This is a genomic window from Streptomyces sp. UW30 (assembly GCF_008042075.1).
Lineage (GTDB): Bacteria > Actinomycetota > Actinomycetes > Streptomycetales > Streptomycetaceae > Streptomyces.
Genome location: NZ_RDBN01000043.1, coordinates 158,530 through 185,515 on the forward strand (window position 1 = coordinate 158,530; position 26,986 = coordinate 185,515).

A 26,986-nucleotide genomic window follows, 5' to 3' on the forward strand; every position below is an offset into this window, starting at 1 on the left:
ACTTCGGTGAGCGGTTTCATGGCCTCGTCGGGGCGGGCGCCGTCCAGCGACTCGAAGAACGGCGCCATCTCCGCCTGCCAGCGGGCGTTGACATCGGTGGCTTCCATCCCGGCCACGGCGGCGGCGAAGTCCTCGGTCTCCAGGTAGCCGACCAGGAGGCCGTCCTCCCGCAGGAAGAGCGAGTAGTTGTGCCAGCCGGTGGCCGAGAGCGCTGCGAGCATCTGCGGCCACACGACGGCGTGCCGCTCGCGGTACTCGTCCAGTCGGTCCGCCCTGACCTTCAGCAGGAAGCACACGCGCTGCATCAACAGCCCTCCAGATCCTGGATGTCGAACGGCCTAGAAGTTGAACTGGTCGATGTTCTCGGCGTCGAACACGGTCGGCTTGCCGAGGCTGATCACGCCGTCCTTGCCGATGGTGTACGTGGTCTCGCCGGCCTTGAAGGTCTCGCCCTCCTTGCCGGTGATCTGGCCGGAGACCAGCGCGACGGCGGTACGCGCGGCGAGGTCACCGAGCTTCGCCGGGTCCCACAGCTCGAACGCCTCGACGGTGCCGTTCTTGACGTACTTGCGCATGTCGTTGGGGGTGCCGAGGCCGGTCAGCTTGACCTTGCCCTTGTACTTGGAGCCGGACAGGTACTGGGCGGCGGCCTTGATGCCGACGGTGGTCGGGGAGATGATCCCCTTAAGGTTCGGGTACTCCTGGAGCAGGCCCTGGGTCTGCTGGAAGGACGCCTGGGCGTCGTCGTTGCCGTAGGCGATCTTGACGAGCTTCATGTCCTTGTACTTGGGGTCCTTGAGCTCGTCCTTCATGAAGTCGATCCAGGTGTTCTGGTTCGTCGCGGTCTGCGCGGCGGACAGGATCGCGATCTCGCCCTTGTAGCCGATCTGTTCGGCGAGCAGCTGCACCTCGGTGCGGCCGAGGTCCTCGGCGGAGGCCTGTGAGACGAAGGCGTTGCGGCAGTCGGCGGTGGTGTCGGAGTCGTAGGTGACGACCTTGATGTCGTTCTTCATGGCCTGCTTGAGCGCGGTGCACAGGGCGCCCGGGTCCTGCGCGGACACGGCCATCGCGTCGACCTGCTGCTGGGTCAGCGTGTTGACGTAACTCACCTGTCCGGCCGTGTCGGTGGCACTGCTCGGCCCGACCTCCTTGTAACTGGAGCCCAGCTCCTTCAGCGCCGTCTCGCCGCCCTTGTCGGCCGAGGTGAAGTAGGGGTTGTTGACCTGCTTGGGCAGGAACCCGACGGTCAGCCCCTTCTTCAACGCGGCGTTCGGGTCGGCCTTTCCGGCGGTGGCGGCGGAGGCGTCGTCGTTCTTGACGTCCTCCTTGGTGGTGCCGCCGCAGGCGGTGGCCGCGAGGGCGAGGGAGGTGACGGCGGCGAGGGCCGCGCAGGTACGGCGGAGGGATGACTTGCGCATGAGGAATCCTTTTGAAGAGGGTGAACTGGAACGCCCTTTTTTTGGGGCGCGGGGAACTGCGCGATCAGCCACATACGGCCTTTAGCCGGACGATTGAGCCCGCGCTACGGCGATTTGCCGCGCAACCCGCGGCCCGAGGACGGAAAGCACGAGCAACACACCCGTGACGACGATCTGCGACTGAGCGGAAACGTCCTGAAGGCTCATCACGTTCTGGAGCGCCCCCAGCAAAAACACTCCGGCGATGGCACCACCCAACGTCCCCTTGCCGCCGTCGAAGTCGATGCCCCCGAGCAACACCGCGGCGACAACGGAGAGTTCGAGCCCGGTGGCGTTGTCATAGCGAGCGCTCGCGTAGTGCAGCGCCCAGAAGATCCCGGTGAGCGAGGCCATCAGCCCGGTGACGGTGAACAGAATCAACTTCTGCCGCTTGACACGGATACCGGCGAATCGCGCGGCCTCCTCGCTCGCGCCGGTGGCGAAGACCGACCGCCCGAACGGCGTGGCGTGCAGGACGACCACCGCGATGGCGAGCAGTGCGAGGAAGGGAAGGAACGCGTACGGAAGGAACGTGTCGCCGATCCGCCCGGCCGCGAAGTCCAGGTACTGCGTCGGAAAGTCGGTCACCGCATCCGACCCGAGCACGATCTGAGCGATCCCCCGGTACGCGGCCAGCGTGCCGATGGTGACGGCGAGGGACGGCAACCCCAGCCGCGTGACGAGCAGCCCGTTGATGAGCCCGCACACGGCACCGAGCAGCAGGCACAGCGGAATGATCGTCTCGATCGTCATCCCCTGGTTCCACAGCGCGCCCATCACGGCCCCCGACAGCCCCGCCGTGGAGGCGACCGACAGGTCGATCTCACCCGAGACGACCAGTAGCGTCATCGGCAGGGCGATCAGCGCGATGGGCAGCGTGTTGCCGATCAGGAAGGACAGATTGAGGGCGTTGCCGAAGCCGTCGACGAAGCCGAAGGACAGCAGCAGTACGACGATGAGGAGGGCGCCGACGACTGTGTCCCAGCGGACGGCGCGCGCGAGCGACGAGTCAGCCATGGCGGGCGTTCCTCTTCTTCAGGGCGTTGGCCACGCGCAGCGCGACCACACGGTCCACGGCGATGGCGAGGATGAGCAGGATGCCGTTGATGGCGAGCACCCAGACGGAGCTGACGCCGAGGGCGGGCAGCACGCTGTTGATGGAGGTCAGCAGCAGCGCGCCGAGGGCGGCTCCGTAGACGCTGCCGGAGCCGCCGGTGAAGACGACGCCGCCGACCACGACCGCGCTGACGACGGTGAGTTCGTAGCCGTTGCCGGTGCCGGAGTCGACGTTGCCGAACCGGGCCAGGTACAGGGCGCCCGCGAGTCCGGCGAGCGCCCCGCAGAAGGTGTACGCGGCGAGGATCCGCTTACGCACCGGGATACCGGCGAGACGTGCGGCCTCCGGGTTGGAGCCGAGGGCGTACAGCTCGCGGCCGCTGCCGAAGTGCTTCAGGTAGTACGCGGTGGCCACCAGCACGGCGAGGGCGATCAGCGCCAGCCACGGCACGGCGGAGAGGCCGCCGGCGCCGAAGTCGACGAAGCCGTCCGGGAGGTCGGCGGCGGTGATCTGGCGGGAGCCGACCCAGATGGAGTCGATGCCGCGGATGATGTACAGCGTGCCGAGGGTGACGACGAGCGCCGGCACCTGGCCGAGGCTGACGAGCAGGCCGTTCAGCAGACCGAAGCCGATGCCCATCAGGACCGCCAGGAGCACGGCCACGACCGGGTTCCCGCCGCCCTGGAGAAACGTGCCGGCGGCGAAAGCGCTGATGCCGAGCGTGGAGCCGACCGACAGGTCGACGTTCCTCGTGATGACCACCAGCGACTGGCCCGTGGCGACCAGGACGAGGAWCGTCGCGTTCAGCAGCAGGTCCTTGATGCCCTGCTCGGTGAGGAACTCGCTGTTGCCCAGCTGGGTGACGGCGATCATCACCACGAAGACGACCAGGATGGCGAGTTCGCGCATCTTGAAGACACGGTCGACGAGGCGGGTGCCGCTGGACTTGGGTACGTCGGTCACGGGAGCCTCTTTGGGAGTGATCACCGTCATGCGGCGGCCCTCCCGGTGGCTGCGGCCATCACGGTTTCCTCGGTGGCTTCGGAGCGCGGGATCTCGGCGGTGAGGCGGCCCTCGTGCATCACGAGCACGCGGTCGGCCATGCCGAGGATCTCGGGCAGATCGGACGAGATCATCAGGACGGCCACCCCGTCGGCGGCCAACTCGCTGAGCAGCCGGTGCACTTCGGCCTTCGTACCGACGTCGATGCCCCGGGTGGGTTCGTCGACGATCAGCACCTTGGGGCCGGTGGCGAGCCACTTGGCGAGGACGACCTTCTGCTGGTTGCCGCCGGACAGGGTGTTCACCGTGTCGGCGATCCGGGCGTACTTGACCTGGAGCTTGACGGCCCAGTCGAGGGAGCGGCTGCGTTCGGCGCCGCGGTCCATGAGCCCCGCCCTGACGGTCGTACGCAGTCCGGTGAGGCCGATGTTGCGCTCGATGGACATGTCCATCACCAGGCCCTGCGCGCGCCGGTCCTCGGGGACGAGGGCGAGGCCGCAGGCCATGGCGGTGGACGGGGCGCCGTTGGTCAGGGACTTGCCGTCGACGCAGACCTCACCGGCGTCCCAGCGGTCGATGCCGAACACGGCTCGGGCGACCTCGGTGCGGCCCGCGCCGACCAGCCCCGCCAGCCCGACGATCTCTCCGCGCCGTACGTCGAAGGAGACGTCGGTGAAGACGCCCTCGCGGGTCAACCGGCGCACGCTCAGGGCGACTTCGCCCGGCTTGACGTCCTGCTTGGGGTACAGGTCGTCGAGGTCGCGGCCGACCATGCGGCGTACGAGGTCGTCCTCGGTCATGCCGTCCAGTGACTCGCTGGCGATCCAGGCCCCGTCCCGCAGGGTCGTCACCCGCTCGCAGATCTGGAAGATCTCCTCCAGCCGGTGCGAGATGAACAGGACGGCTGCGCCCTGTTCGCGGAGGGTGCGCACGACGCCGAAGAGGCGGGCGACCTCGCTGCCGGTGAGGGCGGCGGTCGGCTCGTCCATGATCAGGACGCGGGCGTCGAAGGAGAGTGCCTTGGCGATCTCGACGATCTGCTGGTCGGCGATGGACAGGCCGCGCGCGGGGCGGTCGGGGTCGAGTTCGACGCCGAGGCGCCGCATCAGGGCCAGGGTCGCGGTGTGCGTGGCCTTGTGGTCGATGCGGCCGAGGGCGCGGCGCGGCCGGCGGCCCATGAAGATGTTCTCGGCGATCGACAGGTCGGGGAAGAGGGTCGGCTCCTGGTAGATCACGGCGATGCCGGCGTCGCGGGCGTCGCCGGGGCCGTGGAAGACGACGGGGGCGCCGTCGAGCAGCACCTGGCCCGCGTCGGGCCGGTGCACGCCGGCGAGCGCCTTGATGAGGGTCGACTTGCCCGCGCCGTTCTCCCCGGCGAGGGCGTGCACCTCCCCGGGGAACAGCTCCAGGGAGACGTCCCGCAGGGCGCGGACGGCACCGAAGGACTTGGAGACGTCCCTGAGCGCCAGAACCGGGGCCGGACCCGTGGTGGACGGGTGGGTCATGGGGGCTCCTCGACGACGCCGGCGGGACGGGCCTCTCGGCGTCGTGAAAGGTTTCAACTTGGTTGCCGGGACGTTAGGCACGGAGCGCATGTCGCGTCAATGGGTCCGTGTCGAAAAAGTTTCGATGAACGAAGGTCGCGGCCGAGTCACATGAAACAGCCTTGGTCACGGGGCTTGACACCCCTTCGGGGGGCCCATACGTTCCCGTCTTGAATCGTTTCACAGTGAAGCGTTTCAGATGTCCACCGTCCAACACGTCCGTCCCGACGTCACAGGAGCCCTGAAGTGACCGAGATCGCCGCGGTGAAGGCCGCACTCAAGACCCAGGCCGTCGAAACGCCGTCGTGGGCGTACGGGAACTCGGGGACGCGGTTCAAGGTGTTCGCGCAACAGGGTGTTCCGCGTACGCCGCGGGAGAAGTTGGACGATGCCGCTCAGGTGCACGCGTTCACCGGCGTGGCCCCGACCGTCGCGCTGCACATCCCGTGGGACAAGGTCGACGACTACGGGGCGCTGGCGAAGCACGCCGAGGAGCGTGGCGTGAAGCTGGGGGCGATCAACTCCAACACCTTCCAGGACGACGACTACAAACTGGGCAGCATCTGCCATCCGGACGCAGTGGTGCGGCGGAAGGCTCTTGATCATCTACTGGAGTGCGTCGACATCATGGACGCGACCGGCTCCACCGATCTGAAGCTGTGGTTCGCGGACGGGACCAATTACCCCGGGCAGGACGACATCAGGGCTCGGCAGGACCGGCTGGCCGAGGGGCTGGCCGAGGTGTACGAGCGGCTCGGGGACGGGCAGCGGATGCTGCTGGAGTACAAGTTCTTCGAGCCGGCCTTCTACACGACCGATGTGCCGGACTGGGGCACGGCGTACGCGCACTGTCTGAAGCTCGGACCCAGGGCTCAGGTCGTGGTCGACACCGGGCATCACGCGCCCGGGACCAACATCGAGTTCATCGTCGCGACGCTGCTGCGGGAGGGGAAGCTCGGCGGGTTCGACTTCAACTCGCGGTTCTACGCGGACGACGACCTCATGGTGGGGGCCGCCGATCCCTTCCAGCTGTTCCGGATCATGTACGAGGTCGTGCGTGGGGGTGGGTTCACGTCCGACGTGGCGTTCATGCTCGATCAGTGCCACAACATCGAGGCGAAGATTCCGGCGATCATCCGGTCGGTGATGAACGTGCAGGAAGCCACGGGGAAAGCGCTGCTGGTCGACCGGGAGGCGTTGGCTGCGGCGCAGGCCGACGGCGACGTGCTGGGCGCCAACGCCGTGCTCATGGATGCCTACAACACGGATGTGCGGCCGTTGCTGGCCGAGGTCCGGGAAGAGATGGGGCTCGACGCGGATCCCATGGGTGCGTATCGGCGGTCCGGGTGGGCCGAGCAGATCGTGGCCGAGCGCCTTGGTGGGCAGCAGGCCGGTTGGGGGGCGTGAGCGTCTGCCGGGATCTGTCTCGTTGCGGGCTGCGGGGCCGTTGTCGCCGGTCGCGCAGTTGCCCCGCGCCCCTGGGTAAGTGCACTCCTCCCTCGCTCAAAAGGACTGAAGGTTCATGGCAACCCATCGCGAAGCCGCCGCCCTCCTCGCCCGGTCCCATCGGCTCGGCGCTGATCCGCGCAACACCAACTACGCCGGGGGCAACGCCTCCGCGAAAGGTCTCGACACCGATCCCGTCACCGGCGGTGATGTCGAGCTGATGTGGGTCAAGGGGTCCGGAGGCGACCTCGGCACGCTCACCGAGGGCGGGCTGGCGGTGCTGCGGCTGGATCGGATGCGGGCGCTCGTCGATGTGTACCCGGGCGTCGAGCGTGAGGACGAGATGGTCGCCGCCTTCGACTACTGCCTGCACGGCAAGGGCGGGGCCGCTCCGTCCATCGACACCGCCATGCACGGGCTCGTGCGGGCCGCCCATGTCGATCATCTGCATCCCGACTCCGGCATCGCGCTCGCTTGCGCCGCTGACGGCGAGAAGCTGACCGCCGAGTGTTTCGGGGACACCGTCGTGTGGGTGCCGTGGCGGCGGCCCGGGTTCCAGCTCGGGCTCGACATCGCGGCCGTCAAGGAGGCCAACCCGCAGGCCGTCGGGTGCGTGCTCGGCGGACATGGCATCACCGCCTGGGGCGCCACCTCCGAGGAGTGCGAGCGGAACTCGCTCCACATCATCCGGACCGCCGAGAAGTTCCTGGAGGACAAGGGGACGGCCGAGCCCTTCGGGCCCGTCATCGAGGGGTACGAGGCGCTGCCCGAGGCCGAGCGGCGGGAGCGGGCCGCGGCGCTGGCGCCGTATGTGCGTGCCGTCGCCTCGCAGGACAAGGCTCAGGTGGGACATTTCACCGACTGCGACGTGGTGCTGGAGTTCCTGGCCCGGGCCGAGCATCCTCGGCTCGCCGCGCTCGGTACCTCCTGTCCCGATCACTTCCTGCGGACCAAGGTGCGGCCGCTGGTGCTGGATCTGCCGCCGACGGCTCCGCTGGAGGAGACCGTCGCGCGGCTCGGGGAACTGCACGCCGAGTACCGCGAGGAGTACGCCGCCTACTACCGGCGGCACGCCCTGCCCGACTCCCCCGCGATGCGCGGCGCCGACCCGGCGATCGTGCTCGTCCCGGGTGTCGGCATGTTCAGCTTCGGCAAGGACAAGCAGACCGCCCGGGTGGCCGGTGAGTTCTATGTGAACGCCATCAATGTGATGTGCGGGGCCGAAGCCGTATCGACCTATGCACCCATCGAGGAGTCCGAGAAGTTCCGCATCGAGTACTGGGCCCTTGAGGAGGCCAAGCTTCAGCGGATGCCGAAGCCCAAGCCGCTGGCGACGCGGGTCGCGCTGGTGACCGGCGCGGGCAGCGGGATCGGGAAGGCCATCGCGCAGCGCCTCGTCGCCGAGGGGGCGTGCGTCGTGGTCGCGGACCTCGACGCCGAGAACGCCCTGGCCGTCGCACAGGAGCTGGGCGGGTCCGACAAGGCCGTCGCGGTGACGGTGGACGTCACGTCCGAGGAGCAGATCGCCGACGCTTTCAAGGCCGCCGTGCTGGCCTTCGGTGGGGTCGATCTCGTCGTCAACAACGCCGGCATCTCCATCTCCAAGCCGCTGCTTGAGACTTCGGCCCGGGACTGGGACCTCCAGCACGACGTCATGGCGCGCGGTTCCTTCCTCGTGTCGAGGGAGGCGGCGCGGGTGATGATCGCTCAGGGGGTGGGCGGTGACATCGTGTACATCGCCTCCAAGAACGGCGTGTTCGCCGGGCCCAACAACATCGCGTACGGCGCCACGAAGGCGGACCAGGCCCACCAGGTACGGCTGCTGGCCGCCGAGCTGGGCGAGCACGGCATCCGCGTCAACGGGATCAACCCGGACGGTGTCGTGCGCGGGTCGGGCATCTTCGCCGGTGGGTGGGGTGCCCAGCGCGCCGCCGTGTACGGGGTCGAGGAGGCGAAGCTCGGCGAGTTCTACGCCCGGCGGACCATCCTCAAGCGGGAGGTGCTGCCCGAGCATGTCGCGAACGCCGTCTTCGCCCTGACCGGCGGGGACCTGACGCACACCACCGGGTTGCACATCCCGGTCGACGCCGGCGTCGCGGCCGCCTTCCTGCGGTGAGCGCGGGCGTGAAGTCGTACGCCGCGGTCGACCTCGGCGCGTCCAGCGGACGTGTCATGGTCGGCCGCGTCGGCCCCGACAGTCTGGAACTGGCCGAGGCACACCGGTTCCCGAACCGGCCCGTGCGTGCGCCCGAGGGGCTGCGCTGGGATGTCCTCGGTCTCTACGCCGGGGTGCTGGACGGGCTGCGGGCGGCCGGGCAGGTCGACTCCGTCGGGATCGACAGCTGGGCCGTGGACTACGGGCTGCTGGACGCGGACGGGGCGCTGCTGGGCAATCCCGTGCACTACCGCGACTCGCGGACGGAGGGGGTCGCGGAGAAGGTGTGGGCGAGTGTTCCGGCGCGGGAGCTGTATGCCGCGACCGGGTTGCAGTACGCGCCCTTCAACACCTTGTATCAGTTGACGGCGGCGCGTGAGTCCTCCCAACTGGCCTACGCCGAGCGCCTCTTGCTCATCCCCGACCTGCTGACGTACTGGCTCACCGGCGAGCAGGGCACCGAGCTCACCAACGCCTCCACCACCCAGCTCGTCGATCCCCGCACACGCGACTGGTCGTACGACATCGCCTCCCGGCTGGGCATCGACCTGGGCCTGTTCGCGCCGCTCAGGCAACCCGGCGATCCTGCGGGGCTGTTGCGTGACGAGGTGCTGGAGGAGACCGGGCTCACCGGGCCGGTGCCGGTGACGGCGGTCGGGTCGCACGACACCGCCTCCGCCGTGGCCGCCGTTCCGGCCGAGGGCGAGCGGTTCGCGTACATCTGTACGGGCACCTGGTCGTTGGCGGGGCTGGAGCTGGGCGCCCCTGTGCTCACCGAGGAGAGCCGGGCCGCCAACTTCACCAATGAGCTGGGGCTGGACGGCACGGTCCGGTATCTGCGGAACATCATGGGGCTGTGGCTGCTCCAGGAGTGCCTACGAGCCTGGGGCGAGCCGGAGTTGGGCGCGCTGCTGCCGGCGGCAGGCGAGGTGCCCGCGCTGCGGTCGGTCGTGGACGCGGGGGACGCCGCATTCCTGTCGCCCGGGCGGATGCCGGAGCGGATCGCCGAGGCGTGCCGGGCATCGGGGCAGCCGGTGCCCGTCTCGCCCGCTGAGATCACGCGGTGCATCCTCGACTCGCTCGCCCTCGCCCATCGCCGGGCGGTCACCGAGGCGCAGCGGCTCGCCGGCCACCCCGTCGACGTCGTGCACGTCGTCGGCGGCGGCACGCGCAACGCCCTGCTGTGTCAGCTCACCGCCGACGCCTGCGGGCTGCCGGTGGTGGCCGGTCCGGCCGAGGCCGCCGCCCTCGGGAACGTCCTCGTCCAGGCGCGGGCCCACGGTCTGGTCGGCGACCTCACCGACGGGCGGCGCCTGCTCTCCCGTACGCAGCCCTTGGTCCGGTACGAGCCGTCCGGGGACGCGGCGCGCTGGCGCGAGGCGGAGGACCGGCTCGCCCGACGGTGAAGGGGTCTCCCCCAGGCCGCGCTGCCGCATTACCCTGCACTCATCGGATGATCGATCACAAGGAGCCGCGATGCGTGTCGCCCTGTTCCTGACCTGTGTCAACGACACGCTCTATCCGGACACCGGGCGCGCCGTGGTGAAACTGCTGACCAGGCTGGGCGTCGAGGTCGACTTCCCGATGGCGCAGACCTGCTGCGGGCAGGCGCACTACAACACCGGATACCGGCATGAGGCCGAGCCACTGGCCCGGCATTTCTCCGATGTCTTCGGGGAGTACGAGGCGATCGTCACGCCGTCCGGGTCGTGCGGGGCGATGGTGCGGGAGCTGTATCCGCGGATGGGTGAGCGGGCCCGGGCCGAGGGGCGCGGGGACACGCTCGCGGCGACGCTGGCGCCGGTGGTGCCGAAGACGTACGAGCTGACGGAGTTCCTGGTGGACGTGCTGGGGGTGACGGACGTGGGCGCCTACTACCCGCACAAGGTGACCTATCACCCGACCTGTCATGGGTTGCGCGGGCTGGGGCTCGGCGATCGGCCCCGGCGGCTGCTCCAGGCCGTCAAGGGGCTGGAGTTGGCGGAGCTGCCGGGGGCCGACGAGTGTTGCGGCTTCGGCGGCACGTTCGCGCTGAAGAACTCCGATGTCTCGGCGGCGATGGGCGCGGACAAGGTGCGCAACGCCGAGTCGACGGGCGCGGAGGTGCTGTGCGCGGCCGACAACTCCTGTCTCATGCACATCGGCGGGACCATGGCCCGGCTGCGGACGGGCATGCGGCCGGTGCACATCGCGGAGATCCTGGCGAGCACGGAGGAGGAGCCGGCCGTATGAGCGGGACGTATCTGGGGATGCCGGCCTTTCCGAAGGCCGCGCACGAGGCCGTGCACGACGCGACCCTGCGCGGCAATCTGCGCCACGCCACGCACACCATCCGCGCCAAGCGGGCGAAGGCCGTCGCGGAGGTCTCCGACTGGGCGGCGCTGCGCGAGGCGGGCAAGCGGATCAAGGACCACACGCTGCGCCATCTCGACCGGTATCTCGTGCAGTTGGAGGAGTCGGTGACGGCGGCGGGCGGCACGGTTCACTGGGCCGCCGACGCCGACGAGGCGAACCGGATCGTGGCCGATCTGGTCAAGGCGACCGGTGAGTCGGAGGTCGTCAAGGTCAAGTCGATGGCCACGCAGGAGATCGAGCTGAACGAGGCTCTGGAGGCGGAGGGCATCCGTGCCTACGAGACCGATCTCGCCGAGCTGATCGTGCAGTTGGGCAAGGACCGGCCCTCCCACATCCTCGTCCCGGCGATCCACCGCAACCGGGGTGAGATCCGGGACATCTTCCGCAAGGAGATGAGCGAGTGGGGCCGTCCGGCTCCGGAGGGCCTGACCGACACCCCCGCCGAACTCGCCGAGGCTGCGCGCCTCCACCTGCGCGAGAAGTTCCTGCGTGCCAAGGTCGGCATCTCCGGCGCCAACTTCATGGTCGCCGAGACCGGCACGCTGGTCGTGGTGGAGTCCGAGGGCAACGGGCGGATGTGCCTGACGCTGCCCGAGACGCTGATCTCGGTCGTCGGCATCGAGAAGATCCTGCCCACCTGGCGGGACCTGGAGGTGTTCCTGCAGACCCTCCCCCGCTCCTCCACCGCCGAGCGCATGAACCCGTACACGACCATGTGGACCGGTACGACCGACGGTGACGGACCGCGCGACTTCCATCTGGTCCTCCTCGACAACGGCCGCAGCGACACGCTCGCCGACGAGGTCGGCCGCCAGGCCCTGCGCTGCATCCGCTGCTCGGCGTGTCTGAATGTGTGCCCGGTGTACGAGCGGGCCGGCGGGCACGCCTACGGCTCCGTCTATCCGGGTCCGATCGGCGCCATCCTCAGTCCTCAACTGCGGGGCGTGGCAAGCGAGATCGACGCCTCGCTGCCGTACGCGTCGACGCTGTGCGGCGCCTGCTACGAGGTGTGTCCGGTCGCCATCGACATCCCCGAGGTGCTGGTGCATCTGCGGGAGCGGGTCGTGGCGGGCGGTGAGGTGACGGCGAAGGGCAACAAGGTGGTGCTGAAGCCCGCCAAGGGGCATGCCGCCGAGCGGGCCGCGATGCGGGCGGCGCGCTGGGCGTTCAGCCACCCGGGCGCCCTGCGGACGGGCCAGCGGCTCGCCTCGCGCACCCGCCGTCTGCATCCGCGCTCACTGCCCGGACCGGGCAAGGCGTGGAGCGGGACGCGGGATCTTCCGGCGGTGCCTGCGGAGCCGTTCCGGGACTGGTGGCAGCGGACCAACGGCGGGAAGGACGGCGCCAAGTGAGCAGCAGGGAACGGATCCTGGGCCGGGTGCGGCGCGCACTGACCGACGTAACCCAGGACGACACGCCGTACGAGCAGGCGGTTGCGCGCGACTATCTGCGCGAGCACGGGGAGCGCAGTGTCGCCGAGACCGTCGATCTGCTGGCCGAGAACCTGGCGGACTACCGGGCGATCGTGCACCGGTGCAGCCCCGCCGATCTCGCGGCGACGATCGCCGGGATGCTCGCGGCGCGCGGCGCGAAGACGGTGCTCGTGCCGCCCGGCCTCGACACCGACTGGCTCGCGGCGACCGTCGCCGAGCGGATCGCGGACCGGTCGGAGAGCACCCCGCGCGAGCTGGACCAGGTCGACAGCGTGGTCACGGCGTGTGCCGTGGCGGTGGCCGAGACCGGCACCATCGTCCTGGACGGCTCCCCCGACCAGGGCCGACGCCGCATCACGCTCGTCCCCGACCACCACATCTGTGTCGTTCGGGTTCCCGAGCAGGTCGTGTCGTCCGTCCCGCAGGCCCTCGAACGCCTCGACCCGGTCCGCCCGATGACGTGGATCTCCGGTCCTTCGGCGACCAGCGACATCGAGCTGGACCGGGTCGAGGGGGTGCACGGTCCGCGCACCCTGGAGGTGGTGCTGGTGGGCGATGGTCAGGCGAGCGCGGACGTCAGCGCGTAGCGGCCGGACGGCAGCCGGTAGGAGGCGACGCCGTCCGCGAAGCCCAGGTACTCGACGCCGTCGGCCTCGGCCAGGGGGGTGCGGCCCTCACGGACGGTGGACGGGTCGGTGGTGGGGATACGCAGCGTCGCGGTGCTGTTCGCGGGTACCTCGGCCCGGTAGGTCAGCTTCCGGTCGTCCTTGTGCCACTCGCTGACGATCTCGCCGTAGGGCGAGAGATGGGCGCCGGTGACCCGTGTGACCTTGCCGGTCGGGTCGAGATGGGGCCGTAGGAAGAAGTGCCGGAAGCCCGGGTGGGCCGGGTCCTTGGCGATGCCGGCCATGCTCTCGTACATCCACTCCATGATCGCGCCGTAGGAGTAGTGGTTGAACGAGTTCATGTCGACCGGGCCGAAGCCGTCCTCCTTCGAGTACGAGTTCCAGCGCTCCCAGATGGTGGTGGCGCCGCCCCGCACCGAGTACAGCCAGGACGGCATGGCGTCCTGGTGCAGCAGCCGGTACGCCAGGTCGACGCGGCCCTCGTCGGTGAGCACGGGCGCGAGGACGTTCACACCGAGGAAGCCGACGGAGAGGGTGTTCTCGGCGTACTTCACGCGGGTGCTGTCGGGGTGGGCCTCCTTGTAGGCCTCGTCGTTACCGATGTTGTCGGCGAGGAGCGCGACCAGCCCGCGCCGCTGGGCCTCGGTGTCGTGGAAGCCGAGTTTGAGGACCCACAGCAGGGCGGTCTGGCTGTTGTCCTCCGTCCTGCCGCCCGTCGGCGGTGCGTCACCGAGACTGGAGCGGACCGTCACCCGACCGCCCGAGTCGGTGGCCAGGTACTTGGTGATGAACGCCCGCTTGATGTGGGCGAAGAGGTCGTCGTAGGCGCGGGTCTCGGCGGTGCGGCCGGTGGCGCGGGCCATGTCGGCCATCAACCGGGCGCTGTAGCCGTAGTAGACATCGCTGATGAGCTGGGTGCTGGTGTCCTGGAAGGCCAGCCAGTCGCCGAAGATCGCGCCCTGTCCGGCGTAGGTGTCGCCGGTGCGCGCCCGGATCCAGTCCATGTACCTCGTCATGGCCGTCCAGCTGCGGTCGACCACCGTGGTGTCTCCGGACATCTGCCACACCGTCCACGGGACGACGACCCCGCAGTCCGCCCAACCGCTCGCGGGGATCGGCTGGTTGTAGCGGGAGCCGGGGGCGACCCAGGTGAACTGCGCGCCGTCCTGTCCGTAGGTCTTCTGCGAGTCGATCAGAATGTCCTCGAAGTGGCTGAGGAAGTTGACCGAGTCGGCGTTGTAGAGGCCGGTGTGGGAGAAGAGCTGGGTGTCGCCGGTCCAGCCGAGGCGTTCGTCGCGCTGGGGGCAGTCGGTGGGCACCCAGAGGTAGTTGCCGCGCTGGCCCCAACGGACGTTGCTGATCAGCTGGTTGACGTCGGTGTCGTCGGTCGTGATCGTGCCGATGTCACGGAGGGCGGAGGTCGCGACCCGGCCCGTGAAGCGGGTGAGGGTGACCGTGTCCGTCGCGGTGACGGAGACATGGCGGAAGCCGTAGAAGGTCAGCGAGTCCTCGTGGGTCTCGCCGGCGGGGTCGCCCTTGAGGATGTACGTGCTGGTCGCCTTGGCGGAGCGGAGGTTGGCGCGGTAGACCGAGCCGACGGGGCCGTCGGCGCCCTCGCTGTCGTCGTTGAGCATCTCGCCGGGTTTGAGAGTGACTTGGGCGCCCGCCGGGCCGCGCAGGGTGTAGCGGGGCACGCCGACCATGTTCTGGCCGAGGTCGATCACGGCGGTGTCGCCGGGGCGCAGGGTCACGGCCGCATCGGCGGCGGTGGCCGGGTCGGTGACGGTACGGGCGGGGTCGACGACGATGCGGCCCTTGCCGTTGGGGCTGTCGCTGCGGCCGGACACGCCGGTGTAGACGGTGATGGAGTGCGGCCGGCGATCCCATGGGGGCATCAGGCGGGCGCTCTCACCGGGGTAGGCGACCAGTTTCGCGTCGGGGAACCTGGTGGCGTGGTCGTGCTCGGTCACGCCCGCCCAGCCGGAGGCGTCGAAGCCGTTCGCCGTCCAGCCCGGGAGTTCCTCGCGGGCGTCGTAGGTCTGGCCGTCGTAGATGTCGTCGGCGCGGTAGGGGCCGGTGTCGGTGGCCTTCCAGTCGTCGCCGGGCGCGGTGACGATGCTCTGCTCGGATCCGTCCGTGTACCGGACCAGGAGCTTGGCCTTGAGGGCCAGTGGGTTGCCGTCGGTCGAGTAGTAGGCGCTGTTCTCGGAAACACGGCCGTTGTACCAGCCGTTGCCGAGCACGGCGGCGAGGGTGACCTGGCCTTGGTGCGGCTTGGCCGCGACCAGGTCCGTGACGTCGTAGGTGAAGTAGTTGACGGTGCTGTCGTAGTTGGTCCAGCCCGGGGTCAGGAGCTCGTGGGTGGTGCCGTCGCCCTGCGGTACGGCGACGCGATGGCCGTTGATGTGGGCCTCGTACAGGCCGAGGGCCGTGATGTAAAGCCTGGCGGCGCTTACTTGACGTCCCGTCAGTCGGGCCTGTCGGCGCAGGAGCGGGGCGCCGGGGGTGTGGGGCCGCTTGCCCGCCATGGTGATCCACCGGGCGCCGTCCCAGCCGGTGACGCCGTCGGTGCCGAGCAGGCCGGTCTCGAACCGTGCGGTCGGGGCGGCGGGGGCGGCGCGGCCGGTCTCGTCCCAGACTCTCACCGTCCAGTGGTAGCGGGTGGACGGGCGCAGGGCGGGGCCGCCGTAGCGTACGGCGATCGAGGTCGGTGAGGTGACACGGCCGCTGTCCCAGACGTCCGCGCGGGAGGGGGTCAGGCGGTCGGGCGCCGTGGCCACCAGGATCCGGTACGCCGACTGGCGGCGGCCGCGCACCGTGGACGCCATGCGCCAGCCGAATCTCGGGTGTTCGGCGTCCACGCCGAGGGGGTTCGTACGGTGCTCGACCGTCAGGCCCTCGACTGCGGTGCGGGGCGAGGTCGGTGCGGCGGCCGCTGCGGGGCCTCCTGTGACGATGCCGCCCGCCACCGCAAGCGGCGCGGCGCCGAGTGCCGTGGTGAGCACGGTCCGCCGGCGCACCCCTTTGCCCTTCGTGCTGTCGACTCCGTCGTTCATGCCGTTGTCCCTTCGGCTGGGTTCGGTTCGGAGTTGTAACGATTCAGCTCGAACGACGGTTGAAGCTAGTGGCAGAAGTGGTCAGTGTCCATGCCACGATCAGGACAAGTACTGTGCAGAATCCAACAGAAGTCCCCCATCACTGGGGCCAGTTATTGAAACCGTTCAAAAGTGGAATCAGGAGCTCTTGCCCGGCCGCCTGGTGGAGTCGCGGCTCAGGATGCCGAAGGCCCACCGCTCGTTGAAGCCCGCCACGAAGCCGATGGCACACCAGAAGCCCCAGAACTCGGTGCCGGCGGCGGCCGATCCCGGGTTGCCCGGCGCCGGGCAGATCTCGGTCGTGGTGGCGGGTGGTTCGAAGACGGTCACGATGCCGCCGCTGAGCAGGAAGTAGACGGCGAGGGCGAGGATCCAGCCGACGAACACCCGGTACACGCCCTCATGACGCATACTGCGGGCCATCTGGCCGGGGACCACGATGCCCTCGCGGCCGTTGGTCTGCCGGCGCGCCAGCTGGTCGGCGCTCCCCCGCAGCCGTACGAGCACACTGAGCACGGCCCCGAACGCGCCGACGCCGCCGCACACGAAGGCGCCGAGCAGGCTCCAGCGGTTGGTGCAGTTCAGTGTCACGCCCAGGGCGCCGAGCAGGTCGACGCCCCAGAGCAGCGGCGCGACGAGGAGCGCCAGGCTGGCGGCCGAGCCCATGGCGAGCCCGAAGTTGAGACCCCGGCTGACGGCGGTCGCGCTGTCCTGCGCGAGCCGGCCCCGCAAGTCGGCGATCTCCTGGTCGAGATACTCGGTCAGATGCTCGTTCGGCTTGGCCTCACGCAGCCGTTGGTCGCTCAGGGTGTTGCCGAGCACCCGCACCACGGTGATCCGTGCCGAGACGCGCGTCCTGCGCTCGAAGGCGCGCTGCGAGGCGCCGTAGAGCAGCTGTAACTGGAGCTGCTGTTGCGGATACAGATCGCCGAACTGCCCGTACTCACGGTCGAGCCCGTCCGGCACGACCTCCATCAGCCCCTCGGGCCACAGCTCGGTGTCCGCCCCCTGGACCGACTCCCGCATTCCCCGCCACCACGCCTGGCGGCGGCCCCCGTTTTCCGTCATGGTCACACCTGTACCGGCATCGGGCCCCTGCGGGGAAGTCTCCCAAGGCACCAGTCCTGTCACCGATTTCACGGAGCCGCGACCTCCGCCCGCCGTCAGGAGTAGACGATCGGGCAGCCGCGTCGTATCGAGTGCTGGGCGGCGCGCAGATACACGGCCACGTAGAAGGCGGCGTCGAGGTCGTCGCCCCACCGTCCCGGCCGGGACGCCGCGGTCCCCTTCGCCTGACCGTCCAGGAACCAGCTGGTCAGCTCCAGGTTGTCGGACGTCGCCGGTATCTCGTCGGACGGCAGCTCCACGGCCGCCGCCAGCCGCTGCGCGAGGGCGAGGACCTGCGGGGCTCCGGCGACGGTGGTCGTCAGGTCGTAGGCGGACTCGACGGGCAGCTCGATCTCCTCGTCGAGCGACAGCGGCACGAGCACCGTCCAGCCCAGGAGGAGCTCTTCCTCCGCTCTCGACAGGTGCGCCCGGCACAGCGCGACGAAGCCGTCCATGGGCGGGACGAGTTTCTCCTCGAAGGCCGTCCCGGAGACCCGGGTGAACTCCGACTCCTCGGGCACGCTCGTGAGCGGCGCGAGCCCGCGCCGCCCCAACTCCTCGTTCAGCGCCGCGGCGACGTCCCCCCGGCCGTCCTCCTCCTCGCCGAACCACTCCTGCGCGCCCACGCTCACCAGATAGATCCCCATGCGTCGCAAAGTACAGCCCACCACTGACATCGCGGCCGCTCACCGGTGCCGGCCCCCCGTCGGGGGTGTCGCTGAGTACACCCGGGAAGACGGGTTCTGCGCCCCATGTGGTCCGGTCGCCGCGTCCGTAGCTTCGTCGGCAGGGCACAGGGAGTGCCGGACGGAGGGTGATGACGATGTTTCGCGCAGGTTCGCGACGCACGCACGACAAGGGACCCGCCGCCGAGGCGCTGCGGCTGGTCAAGGTCACCAAGACCCACGGCTCGCAGGACAGCGCAGTGAGGGCCTTGGACGGGATCACACTCGGTCTGGGGCGCGGCACCTTCACGGCGGTGATGGGGCCGTCGGGTTCCGGCAAGACCACGCTGCTGCACTGCGCGGCCGGGCTCGACCGGCCCGACAGCGGCATCGTGCGGGTGGACGGCACCGAGCTGTCCGGGGGCGGCGAGGCGGAGTTGACGAAGTTCCGGCGGGGCCGGATCGGGTTCGTGTTCCAGCAGTACAACCTGCTGGAGACGCTGACGGTCGCGCAGAACACGGTGCTGCCGCTGAAGCTCGCCGGGCAGCGCGTCGACCGTGGGCGGGCCAGGGAGATCCTGACCTCCGTCGGCCTCGGCGACCGGCTCGGGCACCGCCCCGACCAGCTGTCCGGCGGTCAGCGGCAGCGTGTGGCCATCGCCCGCGCGCTGGTGACCGAGCCCCGGGTGATCTTCGCGGACGAGCCGACGGGGGCGCTGGACACGCGCAGCGCGCGCGAGGTGCTGCGGCTGCTCCAGCAGGCGGTGCGGGTGCACGGCCGGACCGTCGTGATGGTGACCCATGACCCGGTCGCCGCCTCCTACGCGGACGCGGTGCTGTTCCTGGCGGACGGCCGGCTGGCCGGACGGATGGACGCGCCGACCCCGGACGCGGTGGCCGAGCGCCTCGCGCACCTGGGCGACGACGTGGCACTGGGGGTGTGAGCGATGTTCATGCTGGCCCTGCGCTCGATCCGGCACCGCCCCGGGCGGTTCCTCGCGACGCTGCTGTCCGCGTTCCTGGGCGCGGCGATCATCATGACGTTCAACTCGATGCACGACACGGCGGCGCAGGACGGCGTCGACCCGACCAGCGCGGAGACACTGTCCACCGCGGCGGGCGTCGTCGGCGGCTACGGCACCCTGCTGGTCTTCTTCGCCGTCGCCTCGACCCTGACGGTCAACGTCCGCCAGCGGGCGGCCGAGTTGGAGCTGCTGCGCTGCTCGGGGGCGACTCCTGCGCAGCTGAAGCGGATGGTCGTAGGCGAGGCGGTGGTCGTGGCCCTGGTGGGCGCGGCGCTGGCGATCGGCCCGGCGATGCTGGGCGGCCGGGCGCTGCTGGAGCTGTTCCAGGACAGCGGACAGGTCGCCGGATCCGTCGAGCACTCCTTCGGCCCGATCGCGCTACTCTCCGGCATCGACATCACGCTGCTCGCGTCGGCCGGCGCCGCCTTCCTCGCCGTACGGCGGGCGACGCGCGGGCACGAGAAGCGGGGCGGGGCGCGGAAGTTCCTCGCGTACGCGGCGCTGCTCGCCGGGGCGGCGTCGGTCTCCTCCACGTTCGCGTTCTCGGCGTCGGACGCGGCCCTGATGGCGCCGCCCGCCTACGGGGCGATCCTGCTGTCGGTGGGCTTCGCGCTGATGGCGCCGCGACTGCTGGAGGCCGTCCTGGACCGGCTGCCGCTGAGCGGGGCGAGCGGCTGGCTGGCGGTTCGGAATCTGCGGGAGCGGGCCGGGCATCTGGCCGGGATCCTGATGTCGCTGATCCTGTTCACGGCGGTGGCGACGGCCACGCTCACCATGCAGGCGGTGGAGAGCGACACGGTCGAGGCCCTGGGCATCACCAAGTCGATCGACGACAAGACCCTGGAGACGCTGAACTTCACGGTCGTCGGCATCATCGTGGTCTTCGTCTGCGTGATGCTGGTCAACTCGCTGTACGCGGCGACGAGTTACCGCTCCCGGGAGTTCGGGCAGCAGCGGCTCGCGGGGGCGACTGCGGGGCAGGTGCTCGGGACGGTGGGCGTCGAGGGGCTGATCCTGACGGTCACCGGTGTCTTCTTCGGCGCGCTGGCCGCGCTGGCGGGGATCATCCCGTTCACCGTGGTCCGCTCCGACGAGGTGCTGCCGGGTGAGGTCTACGGCATCGGGCTCGCGGTGGTCGCCGTCGCGGCGGCGGTGACATTGGGGACCGGCCTCGTCACGGCCCGGCGGATGCTGCGCACTGCGGCTGTGAGGGCGGTCGCGGTGGCCTCGTGAGGGGGGTGGGTGTTCGGGGCGGTCGCATCGGCGGCCGCCCCGTCATGTCACGCCGGCCGCGTCCAGCAGCGTGGTCACCGTCGCGACGGTCAGCCCGTCCAGCGTCTCGACCCGGGCCCCGGACCGTGCGCTGGCCCCGTCGAAGACCAGCATCAGCTGACGGGCGAGCAGCTCCGCGTCCCGGGCCCCGCCGTCCTCGGCCTGGGTACGGAAGTAGTCCTTCATCCAGTCCTTCGCCCCGCGGGCGACCGCGCTCGCCGGGTGTTCCGGATTCTTGAGCTCGACCAGCGCGGCGAGAAAGGGGCAGCCCTGGTAGGCGGGCTCGGTGGACACCTTCTCCAGCCGCTCGAAGACGTGCAGGATCCGCTCGCGCGGGGTGGCGGCACCCTGAGAGTCCGGCGCCAGCTGGGTCTCGTACTCCGGCAGCTGTCGGGCCAGGCTCGCCGCGAGGACCTCGTCCTTGCTCGCGAAGAGCTGGTACATGGACCGCTTCGAGACACCGGCCGTCCGGCACAGCGCCTCGACGCCGATGGAGACGCCCTCGCGGTAGAAGAGCTCGGCCGCCGCGTCGAGGAGTCGGTCCCTGGTGGACGCCTTGTCTGTTGTGGCCATACCGGCGAGGTTACCTCGCCGAGAGGCAAGAGGAAACCGATCGGTATACCACCTTCCGGTGCACGGAATCCCCGTGGCATCATCAACTGAACAAGCGCTTAGATAGGTGTCCTGTTCTGTGCCGCCTGTCGCCGCCGAACTGGAGGCCCCGTTGTTCACATCCGTCGACGACGTGTCCGCGCGCCTGGCCGAGACCGGCTATCTCGCCTCGCCCGCGGTCGCCACGACCGTCTTCCTCGCCGACCGGCTCGGCAAGCCGCTCCTGGTGGAGGGCCCGGCCGGGGTCGGCAAGACGGAGCTCGCCAAGGCCGTCGCCCAGGTCGCCGGGGCGCGGCTGGTGCGCCTCCAGTGCTACGAGGGGGTCGACGAGTCCCGGGCGCTGTACGAGTGGAACCACGCCAAGCAGCTGCTGCGCATCAGCGCGGGCCGCGACGAGACGTGGGACGAGACCCGCACCGACATCTTCAGCGAGGAGTTCCTGCTCACCCGGCCGCTGCTGACGGCCATCCGGGGCGACGACCCCAAGGTGCTGCTGATCGACGAGACCGACAAGGCCGACGTCGAGGTGGAGGGCCTGCTGCTGGAGGTGCTCAGCGACTTCCAGGTCACGGTCCCCGAACTGGGCACCATCTCCGCGACGCGCCGCCCCTTCGTCGTCCTCACCTCCAACGCGAGCCGTGAGCTGTCCGAGGCGCTGCGCCGCCGCTGCCTCTTCCTGCACATCGGGTTCCCCGAGGAGGAGTTGGAGCGCCGGATCGTACGGCTGAAGGTGCCGGGGCTCGACGAGGCGCTGGCCCGCTCGGTCGTGCGGGTCGTGGGCGCGCTGCGGGCGATGGACCTGCGCAAGCTGCCGTCGGTCGCCGAGACCATCGACTGGGCGCACACCCTGCTCGCGCTGGGCGCCGACTCGCTGGACGAGACGGTCGTACGGGCCACCCTCGGTGTGCTGCTCAAGCATCAGGACGACGTCCTCAAGGCGACCGCCAAGCTCGACCTGGACGCCCTGTGACCACGCCCGCGGGCGTGGCGGAGCGGCTGACCTCCCTGGTCGGGGCGCTGCGCGCGCACGGCGTCCGGATCGGCACCGGCGAGACGGTGGACGCGGCGCAGGCGATCGAGGCGCTCGGCCTCGCGGACCGGGAGCTGCTGCGCGAGGGGCTGGCGGCGACGCTGCTGCACGGCACCGGGCAGCGGCAGGTGTTCGACCCCGTCTTCGACCTGTACTTCCCGCGCGGCGTCGGCGGCCCGGAGCAGAAGGCCGCGGGACGGGACGACCTGCGGGACCGGCTGGCAGCGGCCCTGGCAGCCGACGATCAGGCGATGATGGGCCGGCTGGCGGCCGAGGCGGTCGACGGTTTCGGCGGCTACGGCTCCTCTCCGGAGTCGGACGGCTGGTCGTCGTACCAGACCCTGGAGCGGCTGCGCCCGCAGACCCTGCTGGCCCGGGTGCGTGACAACGTCCGTGGGCGGGGTGGGAGTTCGGGGTTCGCGGACCGGCTGCTGGAGGACGAGATCCGGCGGCGTATCGAGAACTTCCGCACGCTGGTGGCCGCGGAGGCGCGCCGGCGGGTGGCCGAGCGGCGCGGTCGGGACGAGATCGCCCGGCGGTCGGGGCCACCGCCCGCAGATCGCCCGGCGGGCGGTGGCCCCGACCGCCGACCGGGTCGACTTCCTGTTCGCCGGGAAGGCCCAACTGGCCGAGCTGCGCAGGGCCGTCCAGCCGCTCGCCCGCAAGCTGGCGACCCGGCTCGCGGCACGTCGCCGCCGTGCCGCACGCGGCACGATCGACCTGCGGCGGACCCTGCGCGGGTCGCTGTCGACAGGCGGGGTGCCCATGCGGCCGGTGCTGCGCAGACGGCGTCCGGCTCGCCCCGAACTGGTGCTGCTGTGCGATGTGTCGGGGTCGGTGTCCGGTTTCTCGGACTTCACGATGCTGCTGGTGCAGGCGCTGCACGACCAGTTCAGCAAGGTGCGCGTGTTCGCCTTCGTCAACCGGATCGACGAGGTGACCGGGCTGTTGCAGCGCGGCACCGCCGATCCGGAGGGGCTCAGCACCCGGATCGAGGCGGAGGCCACGCTCACCGGCTATCACGGCAGCAGCGACTACGGCATGGCACTGGGCGAGTTCGCCGAGCGGTACGGGGACGCGGTCGGTCCGCGCTCGACGGTGTTCGTCCTCGGCGACGCCCGTACGAACATGAGCGACCCGAACCTGCCGGCCGTACGGCGGATCGCCGGACAGGCGCGTCGCGTCTACTGGCTGAACCCCGAGCAGCGCTCCCGCTGGGGCACCGGCGACTCGGCGGCACCCGCCTACGCCGAGCTGGTCGAGATGCACGAGTGCCGCACCGCCCGGCAGCTCAGCGCACTGGTGGCGAGGCTTCTGCCGGTCTAGTCAGGCGGCGAGCTGCGGGTAGAGGGCGACCGGATCGGCCGAGAGGCCCGCCTTGACCTGCCGCGTGAGGTCGTCGGCGAGGACTTCGAAGGCGTCTGCTGCGATCCCGTCGAGGGCCTGGGCCGCGACACTCTCGGCCGTGGACTTGGGCGCGTCGACGGCGGCCGCCATGTCGGTGTCGACGTAGCCGACGTGCAGGCCGGTGACCTCGATGCCGCGCGGCTTCAGGTCGAGGCGCAGCGAGTTGGTCTGCGACCAGAAGGCGGCCTTGGACGCGCTGTAGGAGCCGGCGAGGCCGACCCACGACAGCACGGAGTGGACGTTGAGGATGTGGCCGCCGCCGTTGCGCTCGATGACGGGGACGAAGGCCCGGGTGACCAGGAGCGGTCCGTAGAAGTTGGTCTCGAATTCGCGGCGGACGTCGTCGACCGACGAGTCGAGGAAGTTCGCGTTCACCGCGGCACCGGCGTTGTTGATCAGCAAGGTGACGTCCTGCGCCTGCTCGGCGGCCGCCGCGACGGACGCGGGGTCGGTCACCTCCAGCGCGAGCGGCACGGCGTCGGGGTGCGTGACGGTGTGCGGGTCGCGGGCGGTGGCGTACACCTTCTTGGCGCCCCGCTCGTACAGGGCCGCGACCAGGGCGCGGCCGATGCCGCGACTGCCGCCGGTGACCAGGGCCACGGAACCTTCGATGGCGGTCATGGGAGTCTCCCTCGCAATACTCAGCTTCGGGAAACCGATCGGTTTCCCATGCCCTGAAGCGTAAACCGATCGGTTTCCTCAGGGCAAGGGGAGGCCCGACCCCGGAGAAAATTCAGGGTTCGTCCCCGATGGTCCGCACGAGGGGGATTCCATACGCTCGGCAGGAGCGGAGGGGGATCCCATGAAGGCAGTGATTCAGGACAGGTACGGCTCGGCGGACGCACTCGAGTTCAGAGACATCGACAGGCCGGTGCCGGGCGCCCATGAGGTGCTGGTGCGGGTGCACGCGGCCTCGGTCAACGCGTACGACTGGCACCTCATGCACGGCGACCCGGTGATCGGCCGCTCCATGATGGGGTGGCGCAGGCCCAAGGCGCCGGTGCGGGGCCGGGACTTCGCCGGGCTGGTGGAAGCGGTGGGGTCCGCGGTCACCGACCTGAAGCCCGGTGACGAGGTGTACGGGGAGGCCGACGGCGCGTTCGCGGAGTACGTGTGCGCGCGGGACACCGAGGTGGGGCCGAAGCCGGCCAACCTGACCTTCGAGCAGGCGGCGGCGATACCTCTGGCAGGCAACACCGCACTCATCGGCCTGCGCGACGTCGCCCGGGTGCGGCCGGGCCAGGCGGTCCTGGTGAACGGCGCTTCGGGCGGCGTGGGCACGTTCGCCGTGCAGCTCGGCAAGGCGTACGGCGCCCAGGTGACGGCCGTGTGCAGCACACGGAACATCGACATGGTGCGGTCACTCGGCGCGGACCGGGTCATCGACTACACCCAGGAGGACTTCACCCGCGGCGACACGCGGTACGACGTGGTGCTGGACCTGGTGGGCAACCACTCGCTCGGGGAGTTCCGACGCGTGCTGACCCCCGCCGGGACGCTCGTCCTGTCCGGCGGCGGGGTGTACGAGGGCGGCAGCGTCGTCGGACCGATGGGGCTGTTCCTCAAGCGCCGGCTGGTGGCACCGTTCGCACGGCCCCACCAGCTGCTGGAGATCTCCGCACGGCAGAGCAGGGCGAACCTCGCGGCGCTGCGGGAGCTGGCAGAGTCCGGGAAGATCACCCCGGTCGTCGAGCGGACGTATCCGCTGAGCGAGGCGGCCGAGGCCATCCGGTACCTGGAGGTGGAGCACGCGCGCGCCAAGGTCGTCGTCACCGTGTGACGTGCCGACGCGGGGGCCGGCGGTCGGTTCCGCTGCGGGTCGGCGGCTACTTCTTCTTGCCGAACTCCCTCGCCGTCTGCCCCTGGAAGTCGTAGGCCACGACCTGCTCGTCGCCCACGACCCAGGCGTCGTGCCCGGGCGTGCACACATAGACGTCGCCGGGGCCGATGTCGGTCTCATTGCCGTCGTCCATGCGGATGTGCAGGTGGCCCTGGAGGACGTAGCCGTTGTGGTGCATCTGGCAGGTCTTGGTGCCCGCGAGCGGGGCCACGGACTCCGACCAGCGCCAACCGGGCTCGAAGGTCGCCACGGCGAAGTCGAGCTCCGGCATGTGGACCGCTTCGAGGTGGCCGCGGGGGAAATCACGCCGCTCGTCGGGCTTGTCGAGCGTCTTCACTTCCAACATGACGCGCTCCCTTCCGGCCGCGTGTCACCGCGGCCGGAGCCGGTCTCCCCGGCGGCCCTGGACACCGCCGTCGGCGGCCGGCCTTCTACCCCTCAATCGTCCGCCTGTCCAACCGGCGCCGCCAACCGGGGAACGCCCCCTCAGGCCCGGTTCCCACAGAGCTCGGCGAAACGCCCGGCGTCGACGTTGCCACCGGAGATGATCACGCCGACCCGGGCCGGCAGCGCGCCCGCCCGGCCGGTGAGCAGCGCGGCGAGCGGGGTGGCGCCGCTCGGCTCTACGACGATCTTCAGACGCTCGAAGGCGAACCGCATCGCGTCCCGGATCTCGTCGTCGCCGACCAGCGCGATCGCGTCGACGAGCCGCCGGTTCACGGAGAAGGTCAGCTCGCCGGGGGTGTGCAGGGCCTGCCCGTCGGCGATGGTGTGCGGCACGGAGATGCTGATGCGCCGCCCCGCCTCCAGGGAGCGCTTGGTGTCGTCCCCGGCCTCCGGTTCCACGCCGATCATCCGGATGTCCGGGTACAGCCCCTTGGCCACGGTGGCACTGCCGGCCATCAGCCCGCCACCGCCGACCGGCGTCAGCAGCGCGCCCAACTCCCCCACCTCTTCGAGCAGTTCCAGGGCGGCGGTGCCCTGTCCGGCCATGACGTGCGGGTGCTCGTAGGGCGGGATCACGGCGAGGCCCCGCTCGGCGGCCAGCGCCTCGGCGATCGCGACACGGTCGCCGGTGTAGCGGTCGTACGTGACGATCTGGGCGCCGTAGCCCTCGGTCGCCGCCCGCTTCGACGGCGGGGCGTCCTCGGGCATGACGATGACCGCGGTGGTGCCGAGTTCCCGGGCGGCAAGGGCGACGGCCTGGGCGTGGTTGCCGGACGAGTAGGCGGCGATGCCGCGCGCGAGCTGCTCCGGGGACAGGCGGGAGGCCGCGTTGTAGGCACCGCGGAACTTGAAGGCACCGACTCGCTGGAAGTTCTCGCACTTGAGGAAGACCTCGGCGCCGACGAGCTCGTCGAGCGTGCGCGAGCGCAGCACCGGGGTGCGGTGGGCGACGCCCTTGAGCCGCGCGGCGGCGTCGCGGACGTCGTCGAAGGTGACCGGCGGGGTGGTGGTCGTCACGCGTGTCCTCCAGGGGATGTCTTGTCGGTGGCGGCAGTGTCTGCCGCGGACCCGTCTGCCGTGGACCGGTCTGCCGTGGACCGATCCGTTGCGGCCCCGTCTGTCGCGGACCCGTCTGTCGCGGACCCGTCTGTCGCGGACCGATCCGTGGCAGCAGCACTGCCCGAGGCGGGGGCGGGGGTGGATCGAGCCGTGACGGACAAGGCGACGACAGACCGAGCCGCCTCGGGCAGTGCTGCTGCCACGGATCGGTCCGCGACAGACGGGTCCGCGACAGACGGGTCCGCGACAGACGGGGCCGCAACGGATCGGTCCACGGCAGACCGGTCCACGGCAGACGGGTCCGCGGCAGACACTGCCGCCACCGACAAGACATCCCCTGGAGGACACGCGT

22 protein-coding genes and 1 pseudogene are annotated in these 26,986 nt (G+C 70.4%); 11 read left to right on the top strand and 12 right to left on the bottom strand.

What is annotated here, in order from left to right:
- From EAO75_RS31070 to EAO75_RS31090, 5 genes are all read right to left on the bottom strand, one after another.
- Nucleotides 1-305: L-rhamnose mutarotase (locus tag EAO75_RS31070; protein ID WP_147998683.1), on the bottom strand; the 305-nt coding region annotated here is incomplete at its 3' end.
- Between the two features lie 33 nt (nt 306-338).
- Nucleotides 339-1,418 carry a rhamnose ABC transporter substrate-binding protein gene (gene rhaS, locus EAO75_RS31075; RefSeq protein WP_147998471.1) on the bottom strand — a complete coding sequence of 360 codons (1,080 nt, stop codon included), beginning with the start codon at nt 1,416-1,418 and terminating at the stop codon, nt 339-341.
- Between the two features lie 81 nt (nt 1,419-1,499).
- Nucleotides 1,500-2,474, bottom strand: a complete 975-nt coding sequence (locus EAO75_RS31080; protein ID WP_147998472.1) for an ABC transporter permease — start codon at nt 2,472-2,474, stop codon at nt 1,500-1,502.
- Complete coding sequence (locus tag EAO75_RS31085; protein ID WP_147998473.1) at nt 2,467-3,507, bottom strand: ABC transporter permease; 1,041 nt, start codon at nt 3,505-3,507, stop codon at nt 2,467-2,469. Before EAO75_RS31085 ends, EAO75_RS31080 begins: the two co-directional genes overlap by 8 nt.
- Nucleotides 3,504-5,021, bottom strand: a complete 1,518-nt coding sequence (locus EAO75_RS31090) for a sugar ABC transporter ATP-binding protein (protein ID WP_147998474.1) — start codon at nt 5,019-5,021, stop codon at nt 3,504-3,506. The genes EAO75_RS31085 and EAO75_RS31090 overlap by 4 nt, the downstream gene beginning before the upstream one ends.
- Nucleotides 5,022-5,306: 285 nt before the next feature.
- On the opposite strand from EAO75_RS31090, the gene rhaI reads away from it, so the two are divergent.
- The 6 genes from rhaI to EAO75_RS31120 all read left to right on the top strand — a co-directional run bounded on the left by rhaI (nt 5,307) and on the right by EAO75_RS31120 (nt 13,036).
- Nucleotides 5,307-6,467 carry an L-rhamnose isomerase gene (gene rhaI / locus EAO75_RS31095; protein ID WP_147998475.1) on the top strand — a complete coding sequence of 387 codons (1,161 nt, stop codon included), beginning with the start codon at nt 5,307-5,309 and terminating at the stop codon, nt 6,465-6,467.
- A 115-nt stretch (nt 6,468-6,582) separates the two neighbouring features.
- Nucleotides 6,583-8,622 (top strand): bifunctional aldolase/short-chain dehydrogenase, encoded by a 2,040-nt coding sequence (locus tag EAO75_RS31100; protein WP_147998476.1) that lies wholly within the window; start codon nt 6,583-6,585, stop codon nt 8,620-8,622.
- A gap of 8 nt (nt 8,623-8,630) precedes the next feature.
- Nucleotides 8,631-10,067: a rhamnulokinase gene (locus EAO75_RS31105; RefSeq protein ID WP_147998684.1), complete on the top strand. Its 1,437-nt coding sequence runs from the start codon at nt 8,631-8,633 to the stop codon at nt 10,065-10,067.
- A gap of 70 nt (nt 10,068-10,137) precedes the next feature.
- Entirely contained in the window at nt 10,138-10,893 is a 756-nt protein-coding gene (locus EAO75_RS31110; protein WP_147998477.1) for a (Fe-S)-binding protein, read from the top strand.
- Nucleotides 10,890-12,368 carry a LutB/LldF family L-lactate oxidation iron-sulfur protein gene (locus EAO75_RS31115; RefSeq protein ID WP_147998478.1) on the top strand — a complete coding sequence of 493 codons (1,479 nt, stop codon included), beginning with the start codon at nt 10,890-10,892 and terminating at the stop codon, nt 12,366-12,368. The genes EAO75_RS31110 and EAO75_RS31115 overlap by 4 nt, the downstream gene beginning before the upstream one ends.
- Complete coding sequence (locus tag EAO75_RS31120; RefSeq protein WP_147998479.1) at nt 12,365-13,036, top strand: lactate utilization protein C; 672 nt, start codon at nt 12,365-12,367, stop codon at nt 13,034-13,036. The genes EAO75_RS31115 and EAO75_RS31120 overlap by 4 nt, the downstream gene beginning before the upstream one ends.
- Here the strand turns inward: EAO75_RS31120 and EAO75_RS31125 are convergent.
- From EAO75_RS31125 to EAO75_RS31135, 3 genes are all read right to left on the bottom strand, one after another.
- Nucleotides 13,009-16,131 (bottom strand): alpha-L-rhamnosidase, encoded by a 3,123-nt coding sequence (locus EAO75_RS31125; RefSeq protein ID WP_147998480.1) that lies wholly within the window; start codon nt 16,129-16,131, stop codon nt 13,009-13,011. The genes EAO75_RS31120 and EAO75_RS31125 overlap by 28 nt on opposite strands.
- Nucleotides 16,132-16,308: 177 nt before the next feature.
- Nucleotides 16,309-17,238 carry a hypothetical protein gene (locus EAO75_RS31130; protein ID WP_147998481.1) on the bottom strand — a complete coding sequence of 310 codons (930 nt, stop codon included), beginning with the start codon at nt 17,236-17,238 and terminating at the stop codon, nt 16,309-16,311.
- Between the two features lie 95 nt (nt 17,239-17,333).
- Nucleotides 17,334-17,924 carry a hypothetical protein gene (locus tag EAO75_RS31135; protein ID WP_147998482.1) on the bottom strand — a complete coding sequence of 197 codons (591 nt, stop codon included), beginning with the start codon at nt 17,922-17,924 and terminating at the stop codon, nt 17,334-17,336.
- A gap of 170 nt (nt 17,925-18,094) precedes the next feature.
- On the opposite strand from EAO75_RS31135, the gene EAO75_RS31140 reads away from it, so the two are divergent.
- Entirely contained in the window at nt 18,095-18,886 is a 792-nt protein-coding gene (locus EAO75_RS31140) for an ABC transporter ATP-binding protein (protein WP_410092496.1), read from the top strand.
- A gap of 3 nt (nt 18,887-18,889) precedes the next feature.
- The gene (locus EAO75_RS31145; RefSeq protein WP_147998484.1) at nt 18,890-20,200 is read left to right on the top strand and encodes an FtsX-like permease family protein; all 1,311 of its coding nucleotides are present in this window, start codon (nt 18,890-18,892) and stop codon (nt 20,198-20,200) included.
- 42 nt (nt 20,201-20,242) lie between these two features.
- Here the strand turns inward: EAO75_RS31145 and EAO75_RS31150 are convergent, their stop codons facing one another.
- Nucleotides 20,243-20,812, bottom strand: a complete 570-nt coding sequence (locus EAO75_RS31150; protein ID WP_147998485.1) for a TetR/AcrR family transcriptional regulator — start codon at nt 20,810-20,812, stop codon at nt 20,243-20,245.
- A gap of 151 nt (nt 20,813-20,963) precedes the next feature.
- Between EAO75_RS31150 and EAO75_RS31155 the strand changes: the two genes are divergently transcribed.
- On the top strand, nt 20,964-21,821 hold the full coding sequence (locus EAO75_RS31155) for an AAA family ATPase (protein WP_147998685.1): 858 nt from the start codon (nt 20,964-20,966) through the stop codon (nt 21,819-21,821).
- Nucleotides 21,818-23,207, top strand: a pseudogene (locus tag EAO75_RS31160) (vWA domain-containing protein). Before EAO75_RS31155 ends, EAO75_RS31160 begins: the two are co-directional and overlap by 4 nt.
- Here EAO75_RS31160 and EAO75_RS31165 read toward each other — a convergent pair.
- Nucleotides 23,208-23,909, bottom strand: a complete 702-nt coding sequence (locus tag EAO75_RS31165; protein ID WP_147998486.1) for an SDR family oxidoreductase — start codon at nt 23,907-23,909, stop codon at nt 23,208-23,210.
- A gap of 181 nt (nt 23,910-24,090) precedes the next feature.
- Between EAO75_RS31165 and EAO75_RS31170 the strand changes: the two genes are divergently transcribed.
- On the top strand, nt 24,091-25,068 hold the full coding sequence (locus EAO75_RS31170; RefSeq protein WP_147998487.1) for an NAD(P)-dependent alcohol dehydrogenase: 978 nt from the start codon (nt 24,091-24,093) through the stop codon (nt 25,066-25,068).
- A 46-nt stretch (nt 25,069-25,114) separates the two neighbouring features.
- On the opposite strand, the gene EAO75_RS31175 is transcribed toward EAO75_RS31170, so the two are convergent.
- Nucleotides 25,115-25,474, bottom strand: a complete 360-nt coding sequence (locus EAO75_RS31175) for a cupin domain-containing protein (RefSeq protein ID WP_147998488.1) — start codon at nt 25,472-25,474, stop codon at nt 25,115-25,117.
- A 140-nt stretch (nt 25,475-25,614) separates the two neighbouring features.
- On the bottom strand, nt 25,615-26,592 hold the full coding sequence (locus EAO75_RS31180; protein ID WP_147998489.1) for a pyridoxal-phosphate dependent enzyme: 978 nt from the start codon (nt 26,590-26,592) through the stop codon (nt 25,615-25,617).
- Between the last annotated feature and the right edge of the window lie 394 nt (nt 26,593-26,986).